Below are 17,952 nucleotides of genomic sequence, written 5' to 3' on the forward strand. Positions count from 1 at the left end.
GTTGGCAAGCTGGAGGTGCATCACGCCGAGCAGGCATTCACCGGCGGCCGACGCAGTGCCCAGGGTTGGAGCATTTCCAACTGGAGGGCCAGTGCCAGCAGGGTCGTTTCGTCGCCGAAGCGGCCGGCGAAGTGGGCACCGATTGGCAGGCCGGCGTTGGTCCAGTACAGCGGCACCGACATGGCGGGCTGGCCGGTGGCGTTGAACAGCGCCGTGAAGGGCGAATAGCTGTGGAAGCACTCGATCAGCGTCGCCAGGTCGGCCCGGTCGTCGGTGATGTCCAGGGTGCCGATACGCGGTGGCTCGTGTGCCAAGGCCGGGGTCAGGATCAGGTCGTAGTCGCACATGAAGCGCGCCAAGGTACGGCCGAGAGCGTGGATCCCTTCGATGGCTTGTACATACTGGACCGCGCTGATATCCCCTTTTTCCCTGAGGTAGATGCGGGTGCGTGGCTCCAGCTCGGCCTCGCTCACCGGTGCACCGCGCATCTGGCCGAGCAGGTCGAGGTAATTACGGGTATTGGGCCCGATGATGTCGAAAGCCTGGTCCAGGCAGCGGGGAAGATCGACCGGCAGGGTGGCCGGAGTCACCTGATGCCCGAGTTGCTCACACAGGGTGGCGGAATGGCGCACGGCTGCCAGGGCTTCCGCCGACGACGGCCAGGGCTCGAGGTGCTCGATCAGGGCGATCTTGAGCGGTCGCAACGGGCGCTGCATCGCCTCGACATAGCTGGAAGGTCGGGCAGGGCCAGCGTAGGGGGCTCCCAGGTCGGCGCCGGCGGTCGCGTCCAGCAGCGCCGCGCTGTCGCGAACCGAGAGCGTGATGGCATGGGCCACGCCCATGCCGCCCCAACCCTCGCCGGCCAGCGGCCCGCAGGGCATCAAGCCGCGGCTGGGCTTGAGGCCGAACACGCCGCAGCAGGAAGCAGGCACGCGCAGGGAGCCGCCGCCATCGTTGCCGTGGGCGAAGGGGACCACCCGGGCGGCCACCAGTGCCGCCGCGCCGCCGCTGGAGCCCCCGGCGCTGTGTTCGAGGTTCCAGGGGTTGTGGGTGGCGCCGAAGCGGGTCGATTCGGTGCTGTAGGAGGTGCCGAACTCCGGGGAGGTACTGGTGCCGACGAATACGCAGCCGGCCCGGCGCAGGCGGCTGACCAATTCATCGTCCATCCCAGGGCGCGCTTCGCCCAGGGCCAGGGACCCGTTGGTCATGCGCGCCTCGGCGAGAGGTGCGAACAGATCCTTCACCAGGGTGGGAATCCCGCTGAAGGGCCCCGCGGCCGGCTGCTGCTGCCGGGCCTGGTCGTAGAGCTTTTCCGCCACCGCGTTGAGCTGCGGCTCGACCCTCTCCAGGCGCTGGATCGTTGCCTCCAGCAGTTCGCTCGCCTGGAGATCGCCGCCTTTGACGAGCTCCGCCAAGGTGGTGGCATCCGACTGGTCGATCAAGGTGTGGATATCTTGCATGGCATGACTCTTTCAATGAGAAAACGGATGCGGGGGACTCAGGAGGCCGAGGTCGGCGTCGATTGGGTCGAGCGCGTGCGCAGTTGAGCCAATAGCCAGAGGCAGGCGCCGACCAGGCTGGCCAGGGCGAGTGCTGAGATAGCGCCGCGCAGGTCGACACCCAGGGCGATCACGGCAGCGACCACCAGTGGGCTGGCGAACTGGCCGATGTAGAGGCTGGCGGTGAAGCCGCCCATGCCGCGGCCCAGGGTTCGGGGAGTAAGGGCGTTCATGACGGGCGCCATGGCGTTGGGGACCAGCAGGCCGGCGCCGATGCCGTGAAAGAAGACCGCCAGCAGGACCGCGTTGTAACTCTGGGCGTTGGCCAGTAGCCACAGCCCCAGGGCAAGCAGCGTCAGCAGCAGGGCATTGCAGCCGCGAATCCCGAGCATTCGGCGCATGAGTGGCCACAGCAGTGAGCCGAGCAGTGTGGAGAGCAGGCCGAACCCGGCGGCCATGCCGATCATGGTACTGGAGGTGACGCCCAGGCCGACCAGCAGGGTCGGTGTCTGCACCGTGACGATGAAGCCCAGCACCATGCCGGAGAATATCAGCAGGTAACCGATCAGCAGGGCGCCGACGTTGACCCTCCCTTCGGGAAGTTCGATCGTCAGTGCGGTGGCTTGGCGCGGCGGTTCCCATAGTATCTTCAGCATCGCCGGTACCAGCAGGATCGGCAGCAGGTAGAGATAGAAGGGAGTACGCCAGGAATGTTCGCCCAGGACGCCGCCGATGACGAAGAAGAGGGCTCCCATCACGCCGATGGTGACCACCTGGTAGTTGACGTATTTGAACCGCTCCTCGCCCTTCCAGTAGTCGGCGATCAGCGTGGCGCAGCAGGTCATGATCGCCGCCTCGGCGCAGCCGAACAGCAGGCGGACGCCGACGATGGCGGTGAGGTCGTTCAGCAGCGCCGGGGTGGCGCCCAGCAGGGCATAGAGCAGTGTGGCCAGTACCAGCAGATTCTTGCGGCCGAAGCGGTCCGCCAGCCAGCCGGCGAGAGGAGCGCAGAGCGCAATCGCCAGGGCCGGGCCGGTGATCGCCAGCGGTACCAGGAGCTCTGCGTTCGGTTCCACCGGGCCGAATTCCGCGAAGAGCTTGGGCAGGATCGGTGCGACCATGACCGAGCCGACGATGGTCAGGCTGCTACCCAGCAGTATCACCGCCCCCTCCCGCCGCCCCGTCGCCTGACGGGGGCTCACATTATGTTCTGTCATGATGAGGCTCCCCGTCAGAAGGTCTTGCCGATGCGCAGCGCCACGGTGTAGCCCTCGGCGCGGTTGCGCGCCTCGAACTCCTTGTAGGCGTGCAGCCACACCGCTGGCAGGCCTGGCTGGAAGAAGCTGACTGCCGGCCCTAGCGCCATGACCTGGGCACGATTGCCGTCGGTCAGGTCCGGGCCGTCGTCATCGGTTAGCTGGCGGTAGTAGTAGCCGCCCAGCCCGGCTGTCCAGCTACCGATGTGCTGGCCTAGGGCAAACTCGTGGCGGTACTCCACGCCGCTGCGATAATCGGTGTCGCGATTGCGGGTATTGAAATCCAGTTGGAAGCTCGAAGAGACCTCGAAGCCGCCCTCGGTGATGTAGGTGGCATTGAGAATGGGTGAGAAGGCCCAGCGGTTCAGGCCGGGCGAGACCAGGCGGTCTTTGTCGTAATCGCCGGTGGGGGCCTGGATCTGGAACTGCGTGTTGATGCCCAGGTTGGGCGAGGGGGTCCACTGCAGGATCAAGGGCAGCACCTGGAGATCGGCCGGCCGTAAGACATTGGCGCTGTCGGAGAGGGTGCCGAAGGGGGTGGGTACCTCGAGCGAGGCGTCCATCGCAAAGAACGGCATGACTGCTCCCCAGCCGTATCTTGCGCCCCAGAGTCCATGCTGGGTCATGCGCAGATAGGCCAGACCGATGGATAGCACATCCAGGGAGAAGTCCACCGGCTGGTCGTTACCGTTGCCATCCTTGAGCGTATTGGTCGAATAAAAGGCGGTGCGGATGCCGAAGGTGCCTGCAGGAGTGGGGGGCGGCGTGAAACCGGCGCCGAAGTCGTAGAGCCCTGCGGGAGTCGTGGGGGCACCGTTCTCGGTGGCATGGCCGCTTGCGGAGAAGAAGACCAGGGCCGCGCCGAGAAGGGCAGACGTCAGGTTGGGATAACGCATGGAGCAACTCTCTTGGTGTGTTTGTTGTGGTTGTCAACAAACACACTACAGAGAGCGCCAGATGCAGAGTTATCCGTATTCGGCAAAATCGCGCTTGGCGCGTTGGAGGGTCTCCGAAGGATGCTCCCCAAAAAGCTGTCGATAGTCGGCGGCGAAGCGGCTCAGGTGCCAGAAGCCCCAGTGAGAGGCCGTGTCCTGGACGTTCTTGTCCGCCTGCAACAGGTCGCGGTGCACCCCGTTCAGACGCAGAGTGCGCAAGTAGGCAACCGGGTTGATGCCCAGCGTTTCCTGAAAGCAATACTGCAGTTTGCGTCGACTGGCACCGACCTGATTGCACAGATCGACGATGGAGGGAGGCGCATCGCGGTGCGCCAGCGCATAGTCGCAGGCGCGGTCGACGATACGCTTGCGCGCATGGGGCGCCAGCAGCGTGATACGTTCGTTGTCGATCAGATCGAGCAGATGCATCAGCACCATATCCCGGAAACCGCTGCGGATGGCGGCGTGGGTCAACAGTGCCTGGCTGCGGGGGCTGTCACCTTGCATGAGACTGCGTGCCAGCGGAATCAGTTCGTCCCGCTCGGAGTGGCTGCCCAGCCGGTAGCAATGGGCCACCGCGGGCAGGTTCAGGCTGCGCTGCTGGTGCCCCTGCACCTCCTCGAGCAGCGATTCGTCGATGGTGACGCGTAGCAGGTCCAGATAAGCGGGCGCGCGCACCTCGGGGAGTCGGTCGCTATGGGCCGTCAGCAGACACGGGCCACTGACGGCGTGGCCATCGCAATGGAAGCCGGGATCTCTGGTTTCGAGTGGCAGGCTGAAGGTAATCGCATTGGGCCAGGCGTTGCCATTCTTGACGATGGCCTGATTGGCCTGGTCGCGCGCCAACTGAATGCCTTCCAGGTGAAGCTCGGTCACGCTGCCGGCGAAACGGCCGGGGGTGACCTGGTCGTAGCGGCACTGCCAGCCGCTGAGCTGTCGTGCATGCTCCTCGACATCGCTGCTCTGCCGATGGCGGAAGCCCTGAAACGGTGCTGTGGGGGTGACGGTCGTGTGCATCAGGGAACGTCTCCGTCATTTGTTGTTATTGGTGCCTATGCTATGCGGCTGCGAGTTGATTGCCTAGCGGTGCCGGCTCAAGGCCCCTCTCTCCTAGCCCCCTCTTAAAGCCCTCTCGCGGAAAAGCGGCTCAGCACCGCCCCGGCATGGCGCAGGGTATGGCCGTGGGCGTAAGCCTGGGGTGCCTGGGTGGCCATATAGAAGCGCGCCAGTTCGATGAGCCCCTGCAGGTAATCGGCGTCGCCGTCGCCGGCCTTGCGGCGTGCCTCGGCGGCGGCCAATGCCAGGCGGGCCATCTGCCAGGCGCCGCAGGCGGTGCCGAGCAGATGCAGTAGCGGCACGGCGCCGGCGTAGAGGTCGGCGGTATCGGCGCGGTGTTCTAGCAGCCAGTCGCTGGTTTCGTCGAGCAGGTTGGCCTGGTCGCGGAGAGCTTCCGCCAGATCGTCGAGCCGTTCATGGCCATCGAGTTGCGTGGCGGTTTCGCGGAAGTCATTGATCAGCTCGCGCAGGGTGGCGCCGTTCTCACGCAGGATCTTGCGGCCCAGCAGGTCGTTGGCCTGGATGCCGGTGGTGCCCTCGTAGATGGTGATGACGCGGGCGTCGCGGAACAGCTGCGCGACCCCGGTTTCCTCGACGAAGCCCATGCCGCCGAACACCTGGATCGCCTCGTCGCAAAGGTCGTTGCCCACCTCGGTGCACCAGCCCTTGGCCACCGGCATCAGCAGATCGACGTAGCGGCGGTACTTGTTGGCGACCTCGGCCTGCGGGTGATGACGGGCGAGGTCGAACCAGCCGGCGGCGCTGTAGAGCAGGGCGCGCATGGCCATCAGCCGGGCCCGCATCGAGGCCAGCATGCGCTTGACGTCGGGGTGGGCGAGGATCGGTAGGCCGACTTCGCCCGTGACGATGTTGCGCCCCTGAACACGCTCCCGGGCATAGGCGAGCGCCGCCTGGTAAGCGCGCTCGCCCAGCGCCACGCCCTGCACGCCCACATTGAAGCGGGCCTCGTTCATCATCACGAACATGGTGGCCAGGCCGGTATGCGGCTCACCGACCAGATAGCCCAGGGCGCCGCCATCGTCGCCATAGCTCAGGGTGCAGGTGGGGCTGCCGTGGATGCCCATCTTGTGCTCGATGGCGATGCAGCGGATGTCGTTCTTCTGCCCCGGCTCGCTCCGTTCATCGAGCAGGTACTTGGGTACCAGGAACAGCGATAGCCCCTTGACCCCGGGCGGGGCGTCGGGAAGTCGCGCCAGGGTCAGGTGCACGATGTTGGGGGTGAGTTCGTGCTCGCCGTAGGAGATGAAGATCTTCTGACCGAACAGGCGGTAGGCTCCATCGCCCGTGGGCTCGGCGCGCATGCGCGTGGCGGCCAGGTCGGAGCCGGCCTGGGGCTCGGTGAGATTCATGGTGGCGGCCCACTCGCCGCTGACGATCTTATCCAGCCAGATGGCTTTCTGCGCTTCGCTGGCGGCGATCATCAGCGCCTCGGTCTGGCCCACGTTGAGCTGAGGCAGCATGGCGAAGGCCATGTTGGTGGAAAACCACATCTCCCACACCGGCGTGGAAACCAGCTTGGGCAGCCCTTGGCCGCCATGCGCCGGGGGCAGCGACAGGCCGATCCAGCCGGCATCGCGGAACTGGTCGTAGGCCGCCTGCCAGCCGTCGGGCACGATTACCCGCTCGCCTTCCAGACGGCAGCCCTGGCGGTCGCCGACCGGGTTGAGGGGGGCGAGCACGCCGCTGGCGAACTTGCCGGCCTCCTCCAGCACGGCGCTCACCAGATCGGGCGAGGCGTCCTCGCAGCCGGGCAGCTCAGCGACTCGCCCGAGACCGGCCAGCTCTTCGAGGATGAACTGCATGTCGCGCAGCGGCGCTTGGTAGTCGAGCATGGCGATTCTCACACTGAATAGTGACTGGACCGTGAGTGATGAGCGCCGGGGACAAGCCGAAGCGAGGGTCTTTTGCCATGGATGGCAAAAGTAGCGCCCAGGGATGGGTTCACAGCGCCCTCGCGCTGGCTTGGCGCCGGGATAGCTCATCGCCTTCACCAAGCTGTGAGAGTGCGTACTATCTTGGTGCCATACGAATCGCCCCATCCACGCGAATGGCCTCGCCGTTGAGCATGGGGTTGTCGACGATATGGCAGGCCAGGCGGGCGAACTCGCCGGGCTCGCCCAGGCGGTTGGGGAAGGGGATGGAGGCGGCCAGCGACTGCTGCGCCTCTTCCGGCAGCGCCTCCATCAGCGGCGTCTTGAACAGCCCCGGGGCGATGGTCATGACGCGGATGCCGTGGCGGGCCAGCTCCCGGGCGATGGGCAGGGTCATGGCGACGATGCCGCCCTTGGACGCCGCATAGGCGGGCTGGCCGATCTGGCCGTCGAAGGCCGCCACCGAGGCGGTATTGATGATTACCCCACGCTCGCCGTCGGCCTGGGGCTCGCCCTTGGCCATGGCGGCGGCGGCCAGGCGCAGCATGTTGAAGCTGCCCAGCAGGTTGATGTTGACGATGCGCGAGAAGGCTCCCAGGGGCAGGGGCTCGCCGTGGCGATCGACCACCTTGGCGGGGTCACCGACCCCGGCGCAGTTGATCAGCCCCTGCAGGCCGCCGAAGGTATCCACGGCCAGCGCTACCACGGCGTGGGCATCGGCTTCGCTGGCGACGTCGGTGCGCTGGAAGAGCGCACGGTCGGTGGCGCTTCTGGCGTTCAGCTCGCCTGCCAGCGCCTCGCCGCGCTCGGCATTGAGATCGGCAATCACCACGTTGCCGCCCGCCTCGTGCAGCGCGCGTGCAGTGGCTTCTCCTAGTCCCGAGGCGCCGCCGGAAACGATGAAGGTATTGTCCTGAAACTTCATGGCGCTCTCCTCAGGTACGTGGGCCCTTGCCCTTCTTGGTGAAAAAATGGCTGATGCGTTCGGCGACTTCGGGGCTGGTCTGGGTCAGGGCGGCGGTCAGCGACTCCACGAACAGACCGTCGTCGCTGGCCATGTTGTCGATGCGCGAGATGGCGGAGACCATGGCCCAGTTGGCCATGGGCGCGTTCTCGGCGATGCGCTCGGCGAGCTGGCGGGCCTTGGCGAGACTCTCCCCATCACCGACCACATAGTGGGAAAGACCCAGCCGCTGCCCCTCGTCGGCATCCATGACGCGGCCGGTGAGCATCATCTCGCACATGCGGCTGGGCCCGATGATGCCGGCGACCCGCACCGAGGCACCGCCGCCGACGAAAATGCCATGACGACCTTCCGGCAACTGATAGACGGTACTGGATTCGGCAACCCGTACATGTGTCGCCGTGGCCAGCTCCAGGCCGCCGCCGATGACGGCACCCTGCATGGCGGTGACCACGGGGATTCCACCGTGCTGCAGACGATCGAAGATGCGGTGCCAGCCGCGGGAGTGCTGCACCACGCCGAAGGGGTCGCGATGCTGGTGTTCGGCGAGGTCCAGACCGGAACAGAAGTGCTTGCCCTCGGCGGCCAGGATGATCACCCGGGTGCCCTCCGGCGTGGCAACCAGGGCCTCCTCCAAGGCATTGAGCAGGCGATCACTGACGGCGTTACGCTTCTCCGGGCGCGCCAGCGTGATGGTGTAGAGGGTGTCGTCCAGAGTCGTCTTGACGAGCGTTTCGGTCATGGGGGCCTCGGCAATAGTCGTCAAGCTAAGAGCTTGTTGTTCAGAAATACTGTTGTGATATTAAACAATAGATAGACTACAGCAGTTGCCGTGCTGGGTCATTCACGCCGAACTTCGACTTTAGTCTTGTTGTCGCGAGAAGGTCAGAAACGAAAAACGGCAGCCCGAGGGCTGCCGTGAGGGAGGTGGGAGAGGAGAAGAGAGGAGGATCAGGCGGAGCACTCGTCCTGCAGTGCTGTCGCCGCCTCATAGACCGTCCTGCCCTCCTCGCCGACCTCCTCCAGGTAGCGTTCGATGGTCTCGTTCAGCACGGGACCCCAGTCGGCATGGTCGAGGGCGTCCTCGATGACCAGGAATTCGTGGCCGGCCTCCTCGGCGTCCTGGCGACCCTGGCGAATCAACTCGTCGTAGACCTCTGCCGCGCGCAGCGACCACTCCATGCCGCTGTGGTCGTCGATCACCTGCTGCAGGTCCTCGGGCAGGCTGTCGTAGGTGCGCTGGTTCATGGTGGCGAACAGCGACAGGTCGTAGAGCGGAACCTCGGTGTGGTAGCTGGCCAGCTCGTTGAGGCGGAAGGTCTTCATGCCCTCCCAGTTGAAGCTCAACCCATCCACCACGCCGCGCTGCATGGAGGTGAAGACCTCCGGCGCCGGCATGCCCACGGCCTGGGCGCCGAGCCGGGTGAACATGTCGCCGACCACTGGCGTGGGGCGGCGCAGGCGCAGGCCCTCCAGGTCCTGGGGCGTCTCGATCAGGCGCTCCTTGGTGTGCAGGTAGCCGGGTCCGGTGGTGAACATGAACAGCGGCCGGGTATCGGAGTACTCCTCCTCGAAGTGCCCCTGGTCGTAAAGTGACTGCAGGATGCAGGATCCCTGCCGGCTGCTGGCCGAGACACCGGGCAGCTCGACCACCTGGGTCAGCGGGAAGCGCCCGGCGTTGTAGCCTTGGGCGGTGGCGCCGATGTCGGCGATGCCATTGACCACGCCTTGGTAGGCACTATCGGCTCCGGTCAGGGTGGCACCAGGGAAGATCTGCACCTGCAGGCGGCCGTCGGAGGCTTCCTCGACGCTTTTCGCCCAGGCCTGGAACAGCTCGCGGTCGATCAGCGAACCGCCGGGCCAGACGTGGGCGATACGCAGGGTGGTGGCCTCGGCCAGGGCCGGCGTGGCCAAGAGAGCGGCGGTCAAGGCACCGGTGAGGGCGCTCTTGAGACCACTCTTCAGGGGGAGGGCGGTCACGATCTTGCTGGGTGTCATGGGAGTATTCCTCTTGTCGTTATGGGTGTCGCGCTTACAGGTCCAGTACCAGGACCTTGCTCTTGGCCCGCGAGCAGCAGGGCGTGAACTGGTCGTTGGCAGCGTGCTCGTCGTCGTCCAGGTAGAGGTCGCGGTGATCGGGTTCGCCTTCCAGCACCCGGGTCAGGCAGGTGCCGCAGACCCCCTGCTCGCAGGAAACCATGATCTCGACGCCGTTCTCGGCCAGCACCTGATACACCGTCTTGTCGGCGGGCACGATGAAGCTGGCGCCGCTGCTGGCGATCTTGACCTCGAAGCTGCCGTCGTCGCTGGTATCGGTCTTGGCACCGGCGAAGTACTCGGTATGCAATCGCTCGCTGGGCCAGCCGTTGGCCTTGGCGGTGGACAGCACCGCTTCGATGAAGCCGGTGGGGCCGCATACGTAGACCCGGGTGTTCGGGTCCGGCGTGGCCAGCAGCGCCTCGAGGTCCAGCTTCTGCTCCGTTGCACCGTCGTCGAAGTGGAAGTGCACCCGCTCGGCGAAGCCGGAGTCGGCGATGCGCTGCCGGAAGGCGGTGCGTTCCGGGGAGCGAGTGCAGTAGTGCAGCGCGAAGTCGGCCTCGGTGTGGGCCAGGCGCTCGGCCATGCACAGCAGCGGCGTGATGCCGATTCCGCCGGCCAGCAGCAGGGTGCGGCCGGCGGGCTTGAGCGGGAAGTGGTTCTTGGGCGCGCTTATCTGGATCAGGTCGCCCACCTGGATCTCCTCGTGCATGGCCACCGAGCCGCCCCGGGAGGCCGGGTCGCGCAGCACGCCGATCAGGTAGCGGTCGCGCTCCTCGGGGTGGTTGCACAGTGAGTACTGGCGAATCAGGCCGCTTTTGACCTGCACGTCGAGATGCGCACCGGCACTGAATGCCGGTAGCGGCCGACCGTGGGGATCGGCCAGCTCGAAGGTGGCGATGTCCTGGGCTTCGTCGTGACGCGCCTTGACCTCGACGATCAGCGAAAGGGAAGCGCCGCTCATGCCGTGGCTCCCGCTTGGCTGGTTTCGCGCTCCTCGTTGAGAATACGCTCGATGATTCGCCTGGCCTGGACGCCGCCGCCGTCGATGTTGAGCTTGAGCAACTGGCGCTCGGGATAGCGCAGCAGGTTGCGCTGCTGGGCTTCGAGCATCTCCAGGTCTTCGGCGAAGATCTTGCCTTGGCCCTCACGAATCCGCTCGGTGAGCTCGCCGTCCTCGGGCTTGAAGTTGCGCGCCATGCCCCAGAAGTACCAGATCGAGGTGTCGGTCTCGGGAGTGATGAAATCGACCACGATGCTCGAGGCCTTGACCTTGGCGGGCGCGTCGTAGCCGCCGTGGCCGGCATGGGCTACGCCCACATCGATGTGTACATGGCTCGGCGGCGTGAAGCGGCAGATCTGCCAACGATCCACCGGCACGTCATCGGCCAGTCCGCAGCCGCGCAGGGCCGCTTGCCAGAAGGGCGGCGCCGGAATGTTCTCCATGTGCCGGCTGGTGATGACCTCGTCGCCGTTGACGCTGGTCTCGGGGGCGGCTTCCTCGATTTCCGGCTGGCCGATGCTGGAGGCGTGCACGTAGGTCTCATGGGTCAGGTCCATGAGGTTGTCGATCATCAGGCGATATTCGCAGTGGATATGATAGAGCCCGCCGCCGTAGGCCCAGTCGGGGCTATCGGCCCAGTGCAGCTCGGGAATCAGGCTCGGGTCGGCCTTCTCCGGGTCGCCCGGCCAGATCCACACGAAGCCGTGGCGCTCTTCCACCGGGTAGGCGCGGATACTCGGGAAGCCGCGCACGCGCTGGCCCGGCATGCTGGAGCACTTGCCGTTACAGCCCATCTCCAGGCCGTGGTAGCCGCAGACCAGCTTGCCGTCGCGCACGAAGCCCAGCGACAGCGGGGCGCCACGGTGGGGGCAGAAGTCCTCCACCGCAGCCACGCGGCCCTCGTCGCCGCGGAAAAAGACGATCGGTTCGTTGCAGATGATGCGCCCCAGAGGCTTGTCTTCGATCTCGTCCGGGGTGCAGGCGACGTACCAGGTATTCTTGGGGAAGGGGGCCTGTAGCGACATGGTTCTCTCCTTGGCTGCGTCGGTTCATGGGCATTGCATTGCAGCGCGTGTCACGGTCATGAAAATTATGTTTGGATCCAAAGTAGAGCTTTTGATTCTGGTTTTGGTCAACTTATGCTTTAGTTGGATCCATGTTCGCGGTCTTCGAAAGCACGGTGACGAATGGGAGTTCGAGTGAGCAGCAGCGATAAGAGCGTGGTGAGCCGATTACGCAAGCTGATCGGCGAGGGGGCTTACGGGCCGGGCGAACGTCTCGGCGAGGTGGCGGTATCGGAACAGCTGGGCGTCTCACGCACCCCGGTGCGTTTGGCCTTTCGTACCCTGGAGCAGGAGGGGTTGCTGCAGCGGGCCGGCAAGCGCGGCTTCATGGTGCGGGAGTTCACCGAAGCGGACGTGCTCTGTGCCGTGGAGGTGCGTGGGGTGCTGGAGGGTCTGGCGGCACGGCGACTGGCCGAGCAGGGAATTTCGCAGCAGCTGGATGCCGAGCTCGAAGTTTGGATCCAAAGAGGGCGGGAACTGCTGGCCAAGGGGTTTCTCGAGGAGCGCGACGTCGATGCCTGGAGCGAGCTGAACCGCCACTTCCATCAGGTCATCGTCGGTTCGTCCGGCAGCCCGGTGATCGGTGACGCGATTGCCCGCAACAATCATCTGCCCTTTGCCGCCGCCGACTCCATCGTCATCGACAGCGAGGCGCTGGACCGCGAGTATCGCAAGCTGCAACTGGCCCAGATACAGCACGAGCTGGTGGTCCAGGCGCTGCGCCATGGGGAGGGCGCCCGGGCCGAGATGTTGATGCGCGAGCATGCCTTCATTGGGCTGCGCTATGGGGAGTTGTTGGGTCTGAGTGGGTAAGTGCTTGCCCGCCCGATCGTGCTTGAAAAGTCCAAGAAAAGGGTGCCAATAATCCTTGTTGAGACAAACATTATGCTTTGAATCAACTAGTTGGATAAGTGAAAAAGCCAAATACCCTAGACTAATGTCGATTATCGGAATGCGTAGTGGTGGGGTAGCTTATTCATAAATCCGAACGTATATTCGGATACCGAACAAAATGCGCTGATCATTATAACGATCCTCGGAGGCACCCCATGAGCCGTATCCTGACGCGATGCCTGCTGGCCGCTGCCATCGCTGGTTTCACTGCGGCGTCCGCCGCCCAGGCTTCCACCACCCTGCGCATGTCCCATTTTTGGCCGGACGGCTCCGGTATCAACCAGGAGATCTTCCAGGCCTGGGCCGACGCGGTACAGGAGGCCTCCGGCGGTGAACTGCAGGTCGAGAACTATCCCTCGCAGACCTTGACCCGTGCCGACCAGGCCTACCAAGGGGCGGTCAGCGGTATTTCCGATATCGCCATCACTGCCCAGGGATACACTGCCGGACGTTTCCCGCTGTCGCAGATCGTCGAGCTGCCGGGTGTAGCCGATACCGCCAGTCAGGGCGCGTGCATCCTGCAGACCCTCTACGATGATGGCCATATTGCCGACGAATACGACGACACCAAGGTGCTGTTCATGTTCACCACGGGGCCTGGCTATCTGCACACCGTGGACAATGACATCCAATCACCCTCCGATCTCTCCGGGTTGCGCATCCGTCGCCCCACCGCCGTGGCCGGCGAGATGCTTGAGCAGCTCGGCGCCCAGCCGGTCGGGATGCCGGCGCCGGACATTTATACCTCGCTGCAGCGCGGTGTGATCGATGGCCTGAGCTTTCCCTGGGAAGGCATGAAGGTGTTCCGCCTCAACGAGCTGGCCAACTACCACACCCAGGTGCCGTTCTACTCGCTGATCTTCGTCGCCACCATGAACCAGCGCAGCTTCGACCGCTTGAGCGACGAGCAGCAGGCGGCCATCGAGGCCAACATGGGCATGCAGTGGAGCGAAGTGGCCGGACGGGTGTTCGACGGCCTTGACGAGGCCGGCAAGCAGGAAGCCGAGGAGGCTGGGCACACCATTCGCGTGATCGACAATCCGCTGGAGCATGACGAGTGGGCAGGCCCGCTGGAGGCGGGTATCGAGAACTACCTCAGCGAGCTCGAAGGCCGTGGCCTGGACAATGCTCGTGAAGTGTACGAAGCCGCCATGTCGGCTCGCGACGCCTGCCCGGCCGAGCAGAGCTGACCCAGGAGCTGCCGATGCAAGCCTTGTCATTCATCAGTCGCCACTTGGCACGCCTATGCCTGCTGGTGGCGGGCCTGGCGCTACTGGGGCTCATGAGTGTGACCATCGTCGACGTGCTGCTGCGCCTGGTGTTCCGTCTCTCCGGCGGCGCGCTCAACTGGAGCGTGGTGGGCAGCGTCGAACTGGTTCGTTACCTGCTGATGTTCTCCCTGCTGGCGGCCATGGCCGCCAGCGTCGAGCGCAGTCAGGTTGTGGTCGAAGCCTTCAGTCATGGGCTGTCGCCTGCGCTCAAGGAGCGTCTGGGTGGCCTTTTTCTAGCCGGCTTTGTGGTGCTGGGTGCGGTGATGGCCGTCGGCCTGTGGCAGGAGGCGGGCATCGCCTCCCAGCGCGGTCAGGTGACCCAGGATCTGCGAATTCCCATGGGACCGATCTATCAGTTCGGTGCCGTGCTGTGCGCGCTGCTGGCGCTGCGCAGCCTGTTGCATGCCGTGCTGGGCGTCTTCTTTGCCACCGAGGGGGGAGGTGTCCACCATGAGTAGCGAGATGATCGGCGGCATCGGCCTGATCGGTCTGCTGGTATTGCTGATACTGCGGGTGCCGGTGGCGCTGGCGATGCTGATCGTCGGCGTGGTGGGCTTCGCCCAGGTGATCTCCTGGGGAGCGGCGCTCTCCATGGTCAAGTCGGTGCCGGTGGACGTGCTTTCGAGCTACAGCTTCAGCGCCATTCCGATGTTCATCCTGATGGGGGTGCTGGCCGCCCATTCGGGCATGGCCGGGATGCTGTTCAACTCGACGCGCACCATCTGCGGCGGCTGGAAGGGCGGCATGGCGATCGCCACGGTAGGTTCCTGTGGGGTGTTCTCGGCGATTTCCGGCTCGTCGCTGGCCACCGCCAGTACCATGACCCGCGTGGCGCTGCCGGAAATGGAGAAGCACGGCTATGCGCGTTCGCTGGCCACCGGCACGCTGGCGGCAGGCGGCACCCTGGGCATCATGATTCCGCCCAGCATCGCGCTGCTGATCTACGCCATCATCACCGAGCAGTCGGTGGGCGACATGTTCGCCGCGGGGATCATCCCCGGCCTGATGGGGCTGGTGTTCTACGCCCTGACGGTGAGCGTGGTGATGCGCATCTGGCCCCATCTGGCGGTGCCTGGCGAGTCCACCAGCTTTGCCGAGAAGTTTCGTTCGCTGGCCGGCCTGCTGCCCTTCTTCACCGTATTCGTGGTCATCATCGCCGGCATCTACCAGGGCATGTTCACACCCACCGAAGGGGCCAGCGTGGGCGCCTTCGCCACTCTGCTCTACGCCTTCTACAAGGGCATGCGGATGGCCGGGCTGTGGCAGAGCGTGCAGGAGACGCTGGCGCTCTCGGCGGTGGTGTTCTTCATGCTGGTAGGCGCCGAGACCCTGGGCTACTTCATCTCGGTGTCACGGATCTCCTTCACCATCAGCACCTTCCTCGGCGGGCTGGACGTACCGACCATGGTCATCCTGCTGCTGATCCTGCTGCTCTACTTCGTGCTCGGCATGTTCATGGACTCCATCGCCATGCTGGTGATCACGGTGCCGGTGGTATTCCCGATCATCACCATGCTGGGCATCGACCCGGTGTGGTTCGGCATTCTCACCGTGCTGACCGTGGAGCTGGGGCTGGTGACGCCACCGGTGGGCATGAACGTCTTCGTGATAAAAGCCATGGCGCCCCACGTGGGGCTGGGCGAGATCTACCGCGGTGTGGCACCGTTCATCGTGGCGGACCTGTTGCGCCTGGCACTGCTCATCGCTTTCCCCATTCTGTCCCTCTGGATGTTATAGAGACAACGCTTCCCCTGTGAATACCCTGCTTCGGCAGGGCTGCGCCCCCGGCTCAGCTCGACTGACCGGGGGCGTCCTGTTTCGAAACTCCGCCCGCGTGCTGCCGTAGCCGGAATTCCCGCGGCGAAAGGCCGGTGTTGCGCTTGAAGAAGCGGGTGAAGTAGGCAGGTTCGGAGAAGCCGAGGCTGTCGGCGACCTGGCTGATGGTCATGTTGGTATAGGTGAGCTGACGCTTGGCTTCCAGCAGCAGGCGTTCGTGCAGCAGTTGCAGCGCGCTGTGGTCTGCCAGGCGGCGACACAGGGCGTTGAGGTGGGCGCTGCTCATGCCGAGCTGTTCGGCAAAGCGTTCGACGCTGGGCTGCTGGCGGTACTGCGCCTCGATCAGCGCCTGGAAGCTCGCCAGGTGCTCGTGGCCGCGGTCGCGCTGACGTGGCCCGGGGGCAGTGCCGGTCAGGCCGTGCGGTTCGGCCAGCCGGGCGAGCTCCACCGCCAGGGCCTGGATCAGGGCATCCAGCATGCGATCGCGCCCCGGCGCCGGCTGGCGATACTCGGCATCGATCTGCGCTACCAAAGTGGCCAGGCGCCGCGCCTTCTGCGGTTGCTCCAGGAGATGGTAGTCGGGGTGCTTGAGCACCTTGGCTTGCTCTTCGAGCCGCTGGCCAAGTTGTTCGGCCAGCGGTTGCGCCAGGGTGACGATGTGCCCTTCGATATCCTGCGAGAAGCGAAAGCCATGGATGGTCATCGCCGGCACCACGATCACCAGCGGCCCCTTCAAGGATTGCTGCGTACCCTCCAGTTCCAGCTCGACCTGTCCATCGGCGATGTGCAGCACGTGGACCAGGTCGGCATGCCGATGGGGGCGAATGTACCAGTCGTGCAGCCGGCTGCGTTCGGATATCGACTCGCAGTGCAGCAGGTCCGGTGTCGGCCAGGGGTGGGTCTCGCCGTAGAGCTTGAAAACGGGAACGGAAGCCTGCGCTGAGCGTGACATGGACGCCTCCTTGATCGAGTCGACCAAAGTCGAGGTCAGATACGTAAAAAGTCCAAGTGTTGGTGTCGATATTGCCTTAAAAGCCGTTCCGTTTCATTGAAAAATGCAACTCATGTGTCGTGCTCCTGACAACAAGAGGCTTTTTCATGAAGACCCAGGTAGCCATCATCGGCGCCGGCCCTTCCGGGCTGCTGCTTGGCCAACTGCTGAGCCGCCAAGGCATCGACAATGTGATTCTCGAGCGCAAGAGTGGCGACTACGTGCTCAGTCGTATTCGTGCCGGTGTGCTGGAGCAGGGCATGGTCGACCTGCTGCGCGAGGCCGGAGTCGACGAGCGCATGAACGCCGAGGGCCTGCCTCACGATGGCGTCGAGCTGGCCTTCGACAATCGCCGGGTGCGCATCGACCTGGCCGGGCTGACCGGGGGCAAGGCAGTGATGGTCTACGGCCAGACCGAGGTGACCTGCGACCTGATGGAAGCTCGCGAGGCCGCCGGCGGCAAGACGATCTACGAGGCCGATAACGTCCAGCCCCACGACCTCGACAGCGAAGCGCCCTACGTCACCTTCGAGAGGAGTGGCGAAACGGTGCGGCTAGATTGCGACTACGTGGCCGGTTGCGACGGCTTCCACGGCGTGTCACGCCGGTCGATTCCAAAGGATCGCATCAAGAAGTTCGAGAAGGTCTACCCGTTCGGCTGGCTGGGTCTGCTGGCAGATACCCCGCCGGTATCCGACGAGCTGATCTATGCTCGCCACGAGCGTGGTTTCGCGCTGTGCAGCATGCGTTCGCCGACCCGCAGCCGCTACTACGTGCAGGTTCCCCTTGACGAGAAGGTCGAGGACTGGTCCGACGAGCGCTTCTGGGAGGAACTCAAGCGCCGCCTGCCCGAGGAGGTCGCTGCCAAGCTGGTCACCGGCCCTTCGCTGGAGAAGAGCATTGCGCCGCTGCGCAGCTTCGTGGTCGAGCCGATGCAGTACGGCAAGCTGTTCCTGGTCGGCGATGCTGCGCACATCGTGCCGCCCACCGGGGCCAAGGGGCTCAATCTCGCCGCCAGTGACGTCAACACGCTCTATCGGCTGCTGGTCAAGGTCTATCAGGAGGGCCGTACCGACCTGATTCCCCGCTATTCGCAGACCTGCCTGAAGCGCATCTGGAAGGCTGAACGCTTCTCCTGGTGGATGACCTCGCTGCTGCACAAGTTCTCCGACGAGGAGGGCTTCGAGACCCGCATGCAGCAGGCCGAGCTCGACTACCTCACGTCATCGGAAGCAGGCCTCAAGACCATCGCCGAGAACTACGTGGGCCTGCCTTACGAAGCTCTCGAGTGACGCCACGCCAGTGTTTCCTCCT

General features: G+C 64.9%; 16 protein-coding genes. 5 read left to right on the forward strand and 11 right to left on the reverse strand.

The window, feature by feature from the left end:
• Positions 1 to 20 precede the first annotated feature (20 nt).
• The 10 genes from SPH52_RS17995 to SPH52_RS18040 all read right to left on the reverse strand — a co-directional run bounded on the left by SPH52_RS17995 (position 21) and on the right by SPH52_RS18040 (position 11,667).
• The gene (locus SPH52_RS17995; protein ID WP_411796432.1) at positions 21 to 1,460 is read right to left on the reverse strand and encodes an amidase; all 1,440 of its coding nucleotides are present in this window, start codon (positions 1,458 to 1,460) and stop codon (positions 21 to 23) included.
• Positions 1,461 to 1,498: 38 nt separating this feature from the next.
• Positions 1,499 to 2,716, reverse strand: a complete 1,218-nt coding sequence (locus SPH52_RS18000) for an MFS transporter (protein ID WP_411796433.1) — start codon at positions 2,714 to 2,716, stop codon at positions 1,499 to 1,501.
• A 14-nt stretch (positions 2,717 to 2,730) separates the two neighbouring features.
• Entirely contained in the window at positions 2,731 to 3,651 is a 921-nt protein-coding gene (locus SPH52_RS18005; protein ID WP_411796434.1) for a transporter, read from the reverse strand.
• Between the two features lie 69 nt (positions 3,652 to 3,720).
• The gene (locus SPH52_RS18010) at positions 3,721 to 4,707 is read right to left on the reverse strand and encodes a helix-turn-helix domain-containing protein (protein ID WP_411796435.1); all 987 of its coding nucleotides are present in this window, start codon (positions 4,705 to 4,707) and stop codon (positions 3,721 to 3,723) included.
• Between the two features lie 104 nt (positions 4,708 to 4,811).
• The gene (locus tag SPH52_RS18015; RefSeq protein ID WP_411796436.1) at positions 4,812 to 6,599 is read right to left on the reverse strand and encodes an acyl-CoA dehydrogenase; all 1,788 of its coding nucleotides are present in this window, start codon (positions 6,597 to 6,599) and stop codon (positions 4,812 to 4,814) included.
• A 178-nt stretch (positions 6,600 to 6,777) separates the two neighbouring features.
• Positions 6,778 to 7,563: an SDR family NAD(P)-dependent oxidoreductase gene (locus SPH52_RS18020; RefSeq protein WP_411796437.1), complete on the reverse strand. Its 786-nt coding sequence runs from the start codon at positions 7,561 to 7,563 to the stop codon at positions 6,778 to 6,780.
• 10 nt (positions 7,564 to 7,573) lie between these two features.
• Positions 7,574 to 8,344, reverse strand: a complete 771-nt coding sequence (locus SPH52_RS18025; RefSeq protein ID WP_411796438.1) for a crotonase/enoyl-CoA hydratase family protein — start codon at positions 8,342 to 8,344, stop codon at positions 7,574 to 7,576.
• 209 nt (positions 8,345 to 8,553) lie between these two features.
• On the reverse strand, positions 8,554 to 9,600 hold the full coding sequence (locus SPH52_RS18030; protein WP_411796439.1) for a TRAP transporter substrate-binding protein: 1,047 nt from the start codon (positions 9,598 to 9,600) through the stop codon (positions 8,554 to 8,556).
• Between the two features lie 34 nt (positions 9,601 to 9,634).
• Positions 9,635 to 10,603, reverse strand: a complete 969-nt coding sequence (locus SPH52_RS18035) for a PDR/VanB family oxidoreductase (RefSeq protein ID WP_411796440.1) — start codon at positions 10,601 to 10,603, stop codon at positions 9,635 to 9,637.
• Entirely contained in the window at positions 10,600 to 11,667 is a 1,068-nt protein-coding gene (locus SPH52_RS18040; RefSeq protein ID WP_411796441.1) for a Rieske 2Fe-2S domain-containing protein, read from the reverse strand. Before SPH52_RS18040 ends, SPH52_RS18035 begins: the two co-directional genes overlap by 4 nt.
• A gap of 174 nt (positions 11,668 to 11,841) precedes the next feature.
• On the opposite strand from SPH52_RS18040, the gene SPH52_RS18045 reads away from it, so the two are divergent.
• From SPH52_RS18045 to SPH52_RS18060, 4 genes are all read left to right on the forward strand, one after another.
• A complete protein-coding gene (locus SPH52_RS18045; RefSeq protein ID WP_411796442.1) occupies positions 11,842 to 12,519 on the forward strand; it encodes a GntR family transcriptional regulator in 678 nt (225 codons plus the stop codon).
• 236 nt (positions 12,520 to 12,755) lie between these two features.
• A complete protein-coding gene (locus SPH52_RS18050; RefSeq protein ID WP_411796443.1) occupies positions 12,756 to 13,790 on the forward strand; it encodes a TRAP transporter substrate-binding protein in 1,035 nt (344 codons plus the stop codon).
• A gap of 14 nt (positions 13,791 to 13,804) precedes the next feature.
• On the forward strand, positions 13,805 to 14,329 hold the full coding sequence (locus SPH52_RS18055; protein ID WP_411796444.1) for a TRAP transporter small permease: 525 nt from the start codon (positions 13,805 to 13,807) through the stop codon (positions 14,327 to 14,329).
• Positions 14,322 to 15,608 (forward strand): TRAP transporter large permease, encoded by a 1,287-nt coding sequence (locus tag SPH52_RS18060; RefSeq protein WP_411796445.1) that lies wholly within the window; start codon positions 14,322 to 14,324, stop codon positions 15,606 to 15,608. Before SPH52_RS18055 ends, SPH52_RS18060 begins: the two co-directional genes overlap by 8 nt.
• Before the next feature lie 52 nt (positions 15,609 to 15,660).
• On the opposite strand, the gene SPH52_RS18065 is transcribed toward SPH52_RS18060, so the two are convergent.
• Positions 15,661 to 16,599 (reverse strand): helix-turn-helix domain-containing protein, encoded by a 939-nt coding sequence (locus tag SPH52_RS18065; protein ID WP_411796446.1) that lies wholly within the window; start codon positions 16,597 to 16,599, stop codon positions 15,661 to 15,663.
• 146 nt (positions 16,600 to 16,745) lie between these two features.
• Between SPH52_RS18065 and pobA the strand changes: the two genes are divergently transcribed.
• A complete protein-coding gene (pobA, locus tag SPH52_RS18070) occupies positions 16,746 to 17,930 on the forward strand; it encodes a 4-hydroxybenzoate 3-monooxygenase (RefSeq protein WP_411796447.1) in 1,185 nt (394 codons plus the stop codon).
• The last annotated feature ends 22 nt before the right edge of the window (positions 17,931 to 17,952 follow it).

It is taken from the genome of Halomonas sp. A29 (genome assembly GCF_046723295.1).
Lineage (GTDB): Bacteria > Pseudomonadota > Gammaproteobacteria > Pseudomonadales > Halomonadaceae > Halomonas.

Excerpts from the sequence above, each read along its gene's own strand:
- SPH52_RS18065 (WP_411796446.1), bottom strand. The coding sequence starts at position 16,599 with ATGTCACGCTCAGCGCAGGCTTCCGTTCCCGTTTTCAAGCTCTACGGC.
- SPH52_RS18000 (WP_411796433.1), bottom strand. The coding sequence starts at position 2,716 with ATGACAGAACATAATGTGAGCCCCCGTCAGGCGACGGGGCGGCGGGAG.
- SPH52_RS18025 (WP_411796438.1), bottom strand. The coding sequence starts at position 8,344 with ATGACCGAAACGCTCGTCAAGACGACTCTGGACGACACCCTCTACACC.
- SPH52_RS18050 (WP_411796443.1), top strand. The coding sequence starts at position 12,756 with ATGAGCCGTATCCTGACGCGATGCCTGCTGGCCGCTGCCATCGCTGGT.
- SPH52_RS18010 (WP_411796435.1), bottom strand. The coding sequence starts at position 4,707 with ATGCACACGACCGTCACCCCCACAGCACCGTTTCAGGGCTTCCGCCAT.
- SPH52_RS18035 (WP_411796440.1), bottom strand. The coding sequence starts at position 10,603 with ATGAGCGGCGCTTCCCTTTCGCTGATCGTCGAGGTCAAGGCGCGTCAC.
- SPH52_RS17995 (WP_411796432.1), bottom strand. The coding sequence starts at position 1,460 with ATGCAAGATATCCACACCTTGATCGACCAGTCGGATGCCACCACCTTG.
- SPH52_RS18020 (WP_411796437.1), bottom strand. The coding sequence starts at position 7,563 with ATGAAGTTTCAGGACAATACCTTCATCGTTTCCGGCGGCGCCTCGGGA.
- SPH52_RS18030 (WP_411796439.1), bottom strand. The coding sequence starts at position 9,600 with ATGACACCCAGCAAGATCGTGACCGCCCTCCCCCTGAAGAGTGGTCTC.
- SPH52_RS18060 (WP_411796445.1), top strand. The coding sequence starts at position 14,322 with ATGAGTAGCGAGATGATCGGCGGCATCGGCCTGATCGGTCTGCTGGTA.
- SPH52_RS18040 (WP_411796441.1), bottom strand. The coding sequence starts at position 11,667 with ATGTCGCTACAGGCCCCCTTCCCCAAGAATACCTGGTACGTCGCCTGC.
- SPH52_RS18015 (WP_411796436.1), bottom strand. The coding sequence starts at position 6,599 with ATGCTCGACTACCAAGCGCCGCTGCGCGACATGCAGTTCATCCTCGAA.
- pobA (WP_411796447.1), top strand. The coding sequence starts at position 16,746 with ATGAAGACCCAGGTAGCCATCATCGGCGCCGGCCCTTCCGGGCTGCTG.
- SPH52_RS18055 (WP_411796444.1), top strand. The coding sequence starts at position 13,805 with ATGCAAGCCTTGTCATTCATCAGTCGCCACTTGGCACGCCTATGCCTG.
- SPH52_RS18005 (WP_411796434.1), bottom strand. The coding sequence starts at position 3,651 with ATGCGTTATCCCAACCTGACGTCTGCCCTTCTCGGCGCGGCCCTGGTC.